General features: G+C 34.7%; 10 protein-coding genes. All 10 read right to left on the minus strand.

Annotated elements, in window-relative coordinates; genetic code table 11:
* On the minus strand, positions 1-1,218 hold a 1,218-nt coding region (locus tag AFK68_RS28720; RefSeq protein ID WP_094677182.1), incomplete at its 3' end, for a class I SAM-dependent methyltransferase.
* Between the two features lie 327 nt (positions 1,219-1,545).
* Entirely contained in the window at positions 1,546-2,394 is an 849-nt protein-coding gene (locus tag AFK68_RS28725) for an FkbM family methyltransferase (protein ID WP_094677184.1), read from the minus strand.
* A gap of 12 nt (positions 2,395-2,406) precedes the next feature.
* On the minus strand, positions 2,407-3,030 hold the full coding sequence (locus AFK68_RS28730; protein WP_094677186.1) for a sulfotransferase: 624 nt from the start codon (positions 3,028-3,030) through the stop codon (positions 2,407-2,409).
* An 8-nt stretch (positions 3,031-3,038) separates the two neighbouring features.
* A complete protein-coding gene (locus tag AFK68_RS28735) occupies positions 3,039-3,461 on the minus strand; it encodes a sulfotransferase (RefSeq protein WP_094677188.1) in 423 nt (140 codons plus the stop codon).
* 36 nt (positions 3,462-3,497) lie between these two features.
* Positions 3,498-5,576 (minus strand): nucleotide-binding protein, encoded by a 2,079-nt coding sequence (locus tag AFK68_RS28740; protein ID WP_094677190.1) that lies wholly within the window; start codon positions 5,574-5,576, stop codon positions 3,498-3,500.
* Between the two features lie 4 nt (positions 5,577-5,580).
* Positions 5,581-6,420 carry a PIG-L deacetylase family protein gene (locus AFK68_RS28745; RefSeq protein WP_094677192.1) on the minus strand — a complete coding sequence of 280 codons (840 nt, stop codon included), beginning with the start codon at positions 6,418-6,420 and terminating at the stop codon, positions 5,581-5,583.
* On the minus strand, positions 6,420-7,691 hold the full coding sequence (locus AFK68_RS28750) for a glycosyltransferase family 4 protein (protein WP_094677194.1): 1,272 nt from the start codon (positions 7,689-7,691) through the stop codon (positions 6,420-6,422). The genes AFK68_RS28745 and AFK68_RS28750 overlap by 1 nt, the downstream gene beginning before the upstream one ends.
* Positions 7,692-7,818: 127 nt before the next feature.
* Positions 7,819-9,051, minus strand: a complete 1,233-nt coding sequence (locus AFK68_RS28755) for a class I SAM-dependent methyltransferase (protein ID WP_094677196.1) — start codon at positions 9,049-9,051, stop codon at positions 7,819-7,821.
* A 333-nt stretch (positions 9,052-9,384) separates the two neighbouring features.
* Entirely contained in the window at positions 9,385-10,410 is a 1,026-nt protein-coding gene (locus AFK68_RS28760; RefSeq protein ID WP_094677198.1) for an NAD(P)-dependent oxidoreductase, read from the minus strand.
* Between the two features lie 423 nt (positions 10,411-10,833).
* On the minus strand, positions 10,834-11,646 hold the full coding sequence (gene rfbF / locus AFK68_RS28765) for a glucose-1-phosphate cytidylyltransferase (protein ID WP_094674014.1): 813 nt from the start codon (positions 11,644-11,646) through the stop codon (positions 10,834-10,836).
* Positions 11,647-12,539 lie beyond the last annotated feature (893 nt).

The raw sequence follows: 12,539 nt of genomic DNA on the forward strand, positions 1-12,539 counted from the left end.
AATCTTAGCACTTACTCCCATATCGTTAAGCATTTTTTGAATCTCATTTTGATAAATTTCATTCATTATAATTACCTCATCAGGTTGATATTCTTTTAAAAATTCTGGAGACTTAATCTCTTTCCCAACACCAGGAATAAATTTACCATGGCGATGAGGATTAATATCAACAACATAATCAATTTTATCAATGGTATCCAGAGTAGTTAAAAAGGCAACACATTTAGAACCAGAACCCCATACTACTACTTTTTTATTTTCCCTATTTGCCTCTTCTAAATAATTTTTCCAAAAGTCTAATTTCTGATAAATTTTATCGCTGAAATGCTGAACATATTGCACAACATCTGTAACACTTTCTTCTAAAGGATGAACAATATCAGAAGTAGTATTGACTGGTTTAGCTTCAATTAAAAGATACTGCTCCCCATAAGCACGATATAGATCCGTAACTTCAAACCCACACTGTCTAAATAACCGTCCCAGAGAACCTGGTGTAAAATAGGAACAATGCTCGTAATAAATATCCTCAAAAGCGATATCTTCAAGAACTCGCACAGTATCCGGAATCTCAAAAACAACCGATACATTCAAGCGATCGCCAATAGAGTTCCGAACAGTCTGGATAAATTCCTGTGTAGGTTGGATATGCTCCAGTGTATGACGGCAACAAATAAAATCTCCCACATATTCAGAGTATTTTTCCGAGTAGTAGTCTTGAATAAACTTAACTCGATCGCCTGCACTACTCTCAACTCGTCCAGGAACAACAGAAGGATCGATACCAACTCCTCGGTTATTCCCTAGCTCGCAAAGCAGTAAGAGAAAATCACCCTTACTACAACCAATTTCCACAATATCTTTATTGTGAAGATCGTATTTCTCAATTAGTTTACTAGCGAGTTCCTTTGCAAACTTATTAAAAGTAGGTGAAAAACTTTGTTGATCCTCATAATTCGGAGCATAAGCAGACCATTTAGAATCAAATTCCAGGTTCGTAATAAACCCACAGTTATCGCAAAACCCTAACTTGACATCTCCACGGGAAAACTCTAGTGCTTTTTCCTTAGTTGACGACATTAAACAACTATGAACTGGAACACTTTCTACCTCGTAAAAAAGTGATAATTGATTGTGTCCACAGTTTGGGCAAGTATGATTAGCTAATCTAGTTATTTGCTGTGGGTTTGAATTTTTTGTTAATAACTCTTTGCTCATTTGATTTACCTTGTAATTAATTTTTTTTATTTTAACCTGAGAAACGGAATCGTTTTATGAATTTTATTTATAGCGAAAATACTAGATTTTGTCTAATTTCGCTTATAGATAAATATATTGATATTTCTCTATAGCTATACTAACTCAAAAATCCTGATTAATTTCTATACTTAGAAAGTATCTGTAAAATAAATCTAAACGAACACCTGAAATATCTAGTATTCGGTGGGTTACGGCAGCCAGGAAAAGATTATTTTATTTTGTGAGATTATTCGGTGTCTGACCCACCCTACATCGAGCCTTAATCTTTTATTTATAGATACCCTCTTAGCTATGTTTTGGTATGGCAATAACATGACCTACATTCCAGCCAATATCAGGATAGGCATCTTCTAGTGTTTTCAATGTATATCCCAAATCACTAACAAAAGAATCAATTTTGTTCATTTTTTCCTGAAAAATTCGTTTGTTTCTATCATCTATTTCATACAGAAGAATTGGCTTATGATTATTAATTGTTTTCATCATTCCCTGAAGTACATTAATTTCTCCTCCTTCCACATCAATTTTGACCATATTAGGAGGATTTATAGTTTGGTTTTCAACTAAATCATCAATACAAATTACATCAACAGAGATAGACTTCTGTTTATTCGGAGTAGATTCTACACCGGCAAAAAAATTTGCCAGAACATTCCCACCACAATAATCGCTCAATACAAGCTCCCCTTTTTGTGAGCTTTCAGCCACAGCTTTTTCTATGACAGTAACATTATTAAACTTATTTAATTCAATGTTTTTTCGGAGTAATTTAGCATTTTCTGGTGCTGGTTCAAAACCATAAACTTTTCCTGTTTCTCCGACTAACTTAGCTACAATAATTGTAAAAAATCCTACATTTGCACCAATATCATAAAAAATATCTCCAGGTTTTAAATGGTTTGCTAAAGTTTCTTGAACTGGAGGTTCATATATTCCTAATGCACCATCAGGATTTGATTCTCCACAATTGAATTTTAATCCTGCTCCTACTCCATTTTGAATAGTAACATCCCGATTTTTTACCCCTGCACGAGCAATCTTCTTAATCTTAATATTACTATTCGTTTTAACCAACCTTTGAAAAATATCTGAAGGCAGAAGTTGTAATCCATTAATCAATAATTGCTTTAACATTATTTATTATCCTTAACTTTGAATTATAGGAATTCTAAAATTGTTCTCTTTTTGTCCCAATCCAAATTTCATCATAAGTTTAGCCTCAGTTAAATAGCCCAAACGAGCTAGAGTATCTCCTGCTAACTCTTGCCAAAGAGTAACATCTTGTTGAGAAAGTCTAGTCTGCCATTCTCCGATAGAACCTTTGCGAGCAAGTTTACCTTCTCCTTTGTTTTTAACTTTATTAATATCATTTACATCAGTAATGCTATCGACTAATGCTTGATCGTACTCTAAACCAATAAAATCAAAGATTTTGCTCAGTTCTTCTTGGGGATAACTGCGAAGTTTTTCATAACAAACTGAGTAGATGCGATCGCTAATTTCTGGATCTGCTTTAGCTTTTTCTCCTGCCTCAATGGCTTTTTTCCATGTTTTAATCACACTTGTTGTACTTTGTCTAGCCCAACTTTGAGTTTTTGCTAGTGCTTGGTAACAAACACAAACGTCTCGCCCATCTCGAATAATTTCTATGCTTTTCGCTTCTGGAAACTGGCGTAAGATTACATCAATATAGTGTATATGTAGCGGTGTTTTTTCTAGGATAATTTGCTTTTCAGTACCTCCATTATTTGTAAAAAAACAATCGAACATTAATTGGTTCAGAAGATGACTTTTGTTAAGTCATCTTCTGAACCAGAGCGAACTTGTGCGATTAATTGTTCTAGCTCTGCATAACTTACTAGATGATGAAGCCCACCATGACTTACTCGATCATTAAGCCCAAACTTATCTACGCCTTTTTCATTTATCTTATACTGCTGTAAAATACCTTGCCATAGATCTTCTGATTCAATTCCGAACAACAAAGACTTCAAACCATAAGATTTCAAAAGCCACTTTGCTGATTTCAATTTTTTTTTGAACTTTTGCTTTTTCAAATAGGTAAAGTTGTTGTAAGTGTTAGAATAAGCATTACTTTCATTTAGAACTGCCACAATATTAGGATGGCAGTTAATCATTTTTTCCAACCAAGTTGTGCCAGAACGAGGACAACCAACCAGAAATAATTTGCGGTACACCATATTTATCTAGTTTTCCTTCCTACTTTGTTGGACTTGCTATATTTTAGCCATAAAGTTCTTAAATACTGTTCCCGTATCACGACCCCATTCCCAATTAGCAACAATACCAATTTTATTGATTGATAATCCCTTAATCAGAGGATAAACATCAGTTAAAGCACGATATAAAACTGGTTCATCGTTGACAAAAACTGTATAATTATTTCCATCAAAAATAACTCTTAACTGGTGACAAACCCCCCAAGTAACTCGATTCCCAATATTTGTCCAAACTGCATCATATAGGTCTTCAAATCCATTCAGAGAGAAAAAAGAAGAGATAGAAGCAGCGCCAAAACCGTTATTTAACCAATTATTAATAATCATGTAATTACCTCGATCTTGCCAAAAAATCAACCCTCCTCTCCCCTCTTCTCCTTGTCTTCGTTTCGTTCCTGGTGGGATAATATCAACTGTTACATCAGCAAAATTTTGGTTTTCCCAAGAAACAGTATAAGCAGTACGATTTGGATTAGGATGTTTGACAGTTGCCTGAACTTTAGCACTATTATTACCTGTAAGTTCAATAACTCCTTTTCCCATTTCTTTACGCCAGATTTTTTCACCAGTATTTGAAAGTTTATTAGCTAAATCTCCAGCGGAACCAGAAAAATCTTCAGCAAAAATAACTTCTTTTCCTTCTACTTGCCAAGGAGAAGCTAAATTCAAAGAATTAGGAATAGAAATACTACGAGGATGAGCTTCAAAATCACGAAAATATAACTTTTGATTTTCATCTTTGGCGAAAATTCCTACTCCTGTAGCTTGATTTAAACGAACATCCTCAAACTGATTATTAAATACTAATTCCCCATTCAAATACAAACTAAACCTTTCACCATCATCCAAAATTTGTAGAGAGTGATTTTTATTAGGGTGCAAACACCATTTTTCACTAACAGCAATACTATGCCATTTTCCTTGTTCTTGAATTTGAAGTTGACATCCCTCATCTCTTATTTCCCAACTCCAGAAATTGTTTTCATCTTGAAACCGCCAAATTAAATGAGATGCAGTAATCTCATCCGATGTATTTATTAAAGTATGAACTAATCCAACTGAGCAGTCTAAATTCAAAACAGCAAAACTATTTTTTTCAAGAGATACTGCTCCTTTTGCTGTTAACTTAAAATTACCTTGAATGCTTTGCCAAAAACCACCAACTTCTGCTGACGAATCTTTTATTAATCTATCCCCAATCAGACTATCCGCTCCCATAGCAGTACCATACCAAGTTGCCAATTCAGACAGTTGCTCAATTTGCGTTCCATAAACTCTGGTATCAACTGTAAAACCAATTTCTCCTAATACACTCTGATAAATTCCTCCATAGACGATTTGATCATCATTACAAGGGTCAATTGCTATAGGACGCATATTAGGATAATCACCTAGTCCATAACTATGAGGAAGAGAAGCAGCATAATAAGCAGCTCCCTTTTCCCTCAAAATCACAATATAATAAATCGGGATATTCTGAAGACCCTTAAAAGCTGAAAGAATATTAGTTCCAATCCGAGTTTTAAGCTCTCCATTTTCTTGAGTCGTAGCATGAATAATAAATCCATTACCTTCTGTTAGAGGGTTACTAGGAACCTCATTAGGAAACCAACCAATGGCTAAATTTTCCCGAAGTTTTGGTAGTTGACAGCGTTGTGGAGTATTATTAAACCAATATATAAATCTTCGCCACATTCTTCTCTTATATGGACTCCTCAACCAACCTATCACTTGTCTCAAAGGATTATTTGCACCACTTCCATAACCCCAATACAAAAGCCTTTTAATGATGCTATCCATAATATTCCCTGCTTCTGAGGTATTATGACCATTTAAAATAAAAGTAGCAAAAGTTAATCCATTAACGCGATTATAGGGACCATAAGCAATACCTGAGCGTCCCCATCCAGGTTGATTCAGAGGTTGAATGCGGATAGCGTGATGATCGATACTAATAATACCTTCTGTGTCTATTCCTTTACGAATAATTCCACTGGAGTTTTTTTTCCCAATAACTTTACCTTGAGCTAAATTTTCATCATAGGAGTCAATAAAAGATTGAGTTGTTTGAATCATTTTTTTATTTTAATTTACTATATTGTCGAAATGTTTCGTTTTCTTGGAAGAAGCATTCTAAAAATTCTCCATTGGAAATATCTTGTAAAGTTGCCCATTTTGGATTATTAATCAAACGAGTCATTTGAGATTTATATTGTTCTAAAGCTGCTCTTTTTTTTGTCAGAATATCTCCAATATACAGAGAGCAGTTGCAATTGCCTAAGACTCTCAAGCCAAACCAATAAATTAATGTGTTTTTCAATATTGTTTTCCTATTTTGTTTGGTTTTAATAGGCAAACTTACCCAAGGCCAATGGAACCAAAACCAAACAGGATATTCATAGACAATTGCATCTTTTTGATAAAGTTTTAAGGCTGATTTAACAATTTTAGTCGTTGTCAAATGGTCTGCTGACCATAATAAAGGTTCTCTAAAATGAGGAATAAAAATTTCTTCTGGTTGATATTTATTAATTATTTTAGTAACTTCTTGAACAGCAGAATCATAGTTCTCGTTTAGTTGTGTTTCGGGAAAATCAAGTAATGTGATATCATCTTGAATTAGCCCCAGTAATTCTGCTACAGTAAAACTTTCTTGTCTTCTAATTTCTTGTAGTTTTTTTCCCGACATTAAATGATTATGAGACTTACTCCCATCAGTCATAAAAACAAGTTTAACATCAGCCTCAACCTGTTTTTTCTTAATTATCAGACCACCACAACCTAATGTTTCATCATCAAAGTGGGGGGAAAAAATTAGGGCAGATTTTTTTAAATCAGTCTCATTATATTCCCTACAGTTATGTTTGAGGATGCGTTTATAAAATTGACTAACTTTATTTTTAATCAACGGTTTAGTCATTATCCTTCTAAGATATCTTTATACTGTTTAACTAATGTTTCAGTAATACTTTTCCAAGAAAAAAGTTGAATAGCTCTTTCATAGCCATTTTCACCCATTTCTTCTCTTAAATTATCATCTTTAAGAAGACGTAAAATTGCTGCAGCTAAAGCTAAATAATCACCAGATTCAATTAGCAATCCTGTTTTTTCATTAACGATAATTTCGGGAATTCCTCCCACTAAAGTTCCAATAACTGGGAGTTTACTTGCCATTGCTTCTACATTCGGAATACCAAATGCTTCACTAAATGAAGAACTAATAAAAATATCTGCTTCTTGATAATATTTAGGTATTTTTGTATGAGCAGCAGGACCACAAAAATTTACTTTTTCAGCTATTTCTGGAGTGATTTTATTTTTTAATTGTTCCAAGTAACTGATTGGTTTTCCAGTAACTTTATCTGTCTGATAAAATGAAGCTAACTGAGCAACTTTTTGGTTATCATCACTTAATGAAACAATAAATGATTTGGGTAATTCTTCAAATGGTCCAACAATATTAAGATGAACTTGAGGATATTCTTCAACAACTTTATTAAATGCTTCTAATAGAATATGTATACCTTTTTCTTGGGAAACTCGACCTACACATAGTAATTTTTTAATCTCATTATCTTTTTCTCTTTTTTGATTGAGTTCATTGGTAAATTTTTCCAGATTTACTCCATTAAAAACTGTCTGACACTTACTCGCAAAATGTGGAAACCGACGACGAACTTTGTCAGTAATATATTCACTGCAACCGATGACTAAATCGACCTTTTGCAGATAGTTTTCAATCATTTCGTAATCCAGTTGTGTCAACCATTCACAATGCATATGCAAGAGTATTTTACTCTGAGGATTAAATACTCGAATTATCGGTATAAATTGAGGACAATTTTGTACATGAATTATATCACATTGCTGTTTTCTTAAGTCTAGTGCAACTTGTAATATATATTCTAAATTATAAAATTTAGCAGTATATAATGGTTTTTTCGGGTTGCTAAATCTAGCTAATTTATCAGATAATTTAAGTAATATACTATTAGGAAGTGCCCAGATTAATTTATAGTTAATATTTTCATCATTTTCTATTTTTTGTTTCGACCGAGTTTTTTTCACATAAACAATAACATTATGAGAATGAGCTAAACGGCGGGCAACTTGATAAGTCCAGATTCCTATAGAATTTTGTGAAGGCGGAATAACTACATCTAAAGGTTGACTAACAAAGGCGATTTTCATTTGATTTTTGTTTATCTAAAACATAACCACTAAAATTGGTAGTAATAAAGAAGTAATGATCGGCATACTCCCCCACCAGGGAAAAATCTCATCTCTTTACTATTTTATGACTACCATAAAATTCAAATCAGACAATTTTAGGTTCAGGAATTGGAATAATAAATTTACCTCCCTTTTGTTGATATTCCTGTTGTTGTTTGATTATTTCTTCGGCAAAATTCCAAGCTAAAATTAAAACGTAATCTGGTTGGTCTTCTAGAATTTTAGTAGGGGAAAAAATGGGTAAATGATTAACTCCCATATAACGACCATGTTTGAATTTGTTTAAATCTGCGATGTAGTCTAAAAGAGTTTTATTAATCCCATAATAACTCAACAATGTAGTCGCTTTAGCTGCTGCACCATAACCTATAACTTTTTTGCCTTGTTTCTTTACATCCCATAAAATATCCATGAGATTATTTTTGATTTTTTCTATGCGATCGCCAAACTCTCGATAATAGTCAAACCGATCTACTCCTCTTTCTTTTTCTTGTTTTAAAAGAGTTTTAACCGATTCTTTAACATCTTCTTTTGGTTCAACAAATAATCGCAATGAACCTCCATGAATTGAGGTTTGTTGCACATCATTGAGATATAAATTATGTTGTCTGAATAACTTATCTAAAGCTGTTACTGAAAAGTAGCATAAATGTTGATGATAAATCGTATCAAATTCACAATGATCTACCAAATCAACTACATAAGGCGCTTCAATAACTGCTACCCCAGTATCTTTTAAAAGAATAGCAATTCCGGCAACAAATCCATTCAAATCTGGAACATGAGCTAAAACATTATTAGCTAATAATACATCAGCTTGTTTTCCTTCTTCTTCTTTTAGTTTCTTAGCTAATTCTTGAGTAAAAAAGGTACAAATGCTATTAATTCCTGCTGCATTTGCAGCTTCAACTTGTGCAGAAGCTGGGTCAATTCCCAACACTGGAACCCCATCTTCTACAAAGTTCTTTAGCATATAACCATCATTACTCGCTGCCTCAATTACTAGACTATTTTTATTCAAATTTCTAGCAGCAATAATAGCTTTAGCACTATCCCGAAAGTGCTTCATTAAAGAAGGAGAAACAGAAGAAAAATAAGGATAATCTTGACAAAAAAGAATTTCTGGCGGAACACTTACTGTAATCTGAACCAATCCACAATCAGGACAAAAAGCCAAGTCTAAAGGAGCAGTATATTCTGGTTTATCTAATTGGTCTTTCGTCAATAATCCATCAGCAAGAGGAGTATAACCAAAGGAAATAATTAACTCTAAATTATCAGATCCACAAGCACGACAAGAAGGCATTCCATTAGACATTGCTAGATATTTCTCCTATTTATTTTTATCAGGTATTAGTCATCAAATTTTTGGAAAAAACTCTATTATTTCCTGTTAATTTGAAAATAATAAATTGAACTGGAATTACTGATAAATATTAACTATTTTAGGTAGTCCTGGATAGTATAGCGCTAGGAAATAGGGAATCGGGAATAGTAGACTAATAAAGGGTTTTTCCTGCACAAAAGCTCCGCTAACAGGATTTAGAAATATCCTAACCTTAATGCGTAGCGCTATAATTGTATGGTGAAGATATATATTTTTTAGTTCTCCCCACACTCTTCTACCATTACTATTCACCACCACCCTATTTTAAAATTGCCAGCGTAGGTTAGTATCCAATTTTTCTTCTTGGAGTAATTTTTTAATATGAGCAATACGCTGATATTTCGGACCTTCAAATTCTTCCAAAGTTAATCCAACTTTTTTATACGCTTCATACAGTTCTTTCGCCCCTTTACGAGCATCCCATTGGGGTTGAAATTCTGGTAATGTTTCCATTATGTAACTACAATCTACCCGATAACAACGCTTATCTGGACCTGCATCTTTAGCATATTCAATCTGACAATTAGGAACTGTTTCTTTAACAATATCAGCTAATTCCCGAATCCGATAATTATCTTCATTTCGTCCCACATTAAAAGCCTTGTTATGCACTAACTCTCGTGGTGCTTCTAAAGCTGCAATAAAAGCACGAGAAATATCTGCAATATGAACAATAGGTCGCCATGGTGTACCATCACTTTTAATAAATACTCTTCCCGTAGTAAAAGCCCAAGCAACTAGATTATTTAAAACTAGATCGAAGCGTAAACGTGGAGAAACACCATAAGCGGTGGCATTCCGCAGAAAAGTCGGGGTAAAATCATCATTAGCTAACTCACTTACATCTTGCTCAACTTTTACCTTAGAAATACCATAGGGAGTCACGGGATTAAAAGCTGAGTCTTCAGTTAACCAATCATTTCCTCCAGCACCATAGTTACTACAAGAAGAGGAAAATATATAACGACTAATTCCGACTTCTTTACTTAATTTAGCCAAATGAACAGAAGCCAAATGATTAATCTCGTAGGTCAGTTGTGGATTAAGATTGCCCAAAGGATCATTAGACAATCCTGCTAAATGGAGCATTGCATCAAACCCTACTAAATCAGATGCTTCCACATCACGGATATCTTTTTTTAATTCAGGAATTTCTGGAATACCTTCTCCAAAGGTACTATCCTGATATAAGTCACTATCTATTCCCGTAACTTCATGCCCCTTCTCCAGAAGCATGGGAACTAGAACTGTACCAATATAACCTTTGTGGCCTGTTAGTATAACCTTCATCTAAAAATTCTCCGGTAGTTTGGAAACCCCTAAGCAACAGCAACGGGGAGGAAAAACAACGGGGGTTACTGAACTGACCAGTCCCCTTACAGAGCTGGGGTTTAAACCCCCTAAAACCATCCATTTCAGTAGCTTTGGCCGCGCTTTTTATGTCGGCGACAGCCGAAACGCGCCGCTTCGCTAACGCATAAGTTATCTGTCGGTACTTTTCAAAAGTGGAGACATTGCATACAACGTCCCTATCTTAACCCACTTCCCTTGTTTAACCCTTGAGTTATAGCAGCTCAGGACTGGCGAAGATAGCATCCAGTAGCTTAAACACTTACCGATAACGTAGAAATCTGTAGGGGTTTGGTGAACAAAACCCTTCTAGGTTGGTTAGGTGTTTGACAAGAACATCCTTGGAGCGAAGAAACAAGTGAGTTACAACGCCATAGCTTTAGCTAGGGGCTTCCTGACAATTGGTTCCTCCCAAATTTTCCAGGGTGCGTTTCCACTGTTCCAGAGTTTTTCTAAATGTCTTTTGTCCCTCAATGTATCCATACATTGCCAAAACCCAGAATAGCGATAGGCCATCAGTTGACCATCTTGAGCCAGGTTTTCTAGAGGAGCTTTTTCCCACTGAGTATCATCACCTTCTATATAGTCATATACTCCAGGTTCTAAAACAAAAAATGCCCCATTAATCCACCCTTCTTTAGTTTGCAGTTTTTCCGAAAATTCCACAATGCGATCGCCGTCCATTTCCAAGTGACCAAAACGTGCTGGTGGACGTACTGCAGTTAAAGTTGCTAATTTCCCATGACTACGATGAAAATCTAGTAAATCTTTAAGATTTAAGTCAGATACTCCATCTCCCCAAGTCAGCATAAAAGTCTCATTACCCATATGGGGAATAAGTCTTTTGATCCGACCACCTGTATTAGTGTAAAGTCCTGTATCAATTAACTCCACATTCCAATTAGGCTTTACTCCCCCTTGCATTTCTATTTTGCCACTTTGCAAATTAACAGACAGATTACTATTGAGAGAACAATAATCTATCATGTATTTTTTGATAACTTCACCTTTATAACCCAAAGCAATGGTAAAGTCTTTAAATCCATAATGAGCATAGTGCTTCATAATGTGCCAGAGAATTGGTTTTCCGCCTATCTCCACCATTGGTTTTGGTTTATCTACAGTTTCCTCTGAAATACGAGTTCCTAAACCACCAGCCAGAATTCCTATTTTCATCCGAAAGATCCTTATATATTTATTTAATAGTGATTTCATTTTACATCTAAAATTTTTATATAGCAGTTCTAATTTTTAATGAGATACAGTGTTGTTCTCTTTTCTCTGTTTTTTGTTCTCTGTTTTTTGTTCTCTGTTTTTTGTTCTCTGTTTTTGTTCCCTAAAATCAAAAATTTGTGTAGCTAATCTACTGCCGTCTCAAGCCTTAAATGTTACTTTAGGAAAATGGTACGATGCTGATTTTTTTTAGACCTTTTAGCCACCAAAAACACTTTTCATGTTGCGGAGCAAAACGGCTATCGCCGACATGAAAAGGTGGCAATACTTATGCTGAGTTACCAAACTCTTAAGTGTTTGTCATAACCCACAGAACACGGAATATTAAGCCAATACGCTAGCTTAATCTTTGCTTGTGCATTCACTCTCTAATCTACTACAAAAATTTTATATAGGAAAGAAATAGTGAGTTAGGACAACACTAAGATTTTTTGCCCTGCCTTTATGTCGTGGTCATGGCGACTACCATGGTGGATACATTCCTATTCTCTAATTGAAAGGTCTAATTTACCCCACGTTTGCCTAGCATTCCGCAGGAAAGGAAAAACTAAGTAGGGACGTTCCATGGAACGTCCCTACTGTGGTCTACCTAAGTGAAAACTGCTATAACTAGAGCTACTTGTTTTGCAATCTCTATTCCCTACCCCCTAAAGTCAGGGTAATTGTATATTTTGGTTGTGCATCAGTAAAGTGTGGGATAAGTCGCGTAGGGCTGGCCAATATAATCTAAAAGCACTGATATCTAAAGGTTAAGCGCCCACATGGTCGCGAAAAAAGTGCAAATTTTTTAGCCTTTGAGACTAAAAAGTTAGCACGAAAGGCAGACACTTCCCAAA

Source organism: Hydrocoleum sp. CS-953 (assembly GCF_002260545.1).
GTDB lineage: Bacteria > Cyanobacteriota > Cyanobacteriia > Cyanobacteriales > Microcoleaceae > Trichodesmium.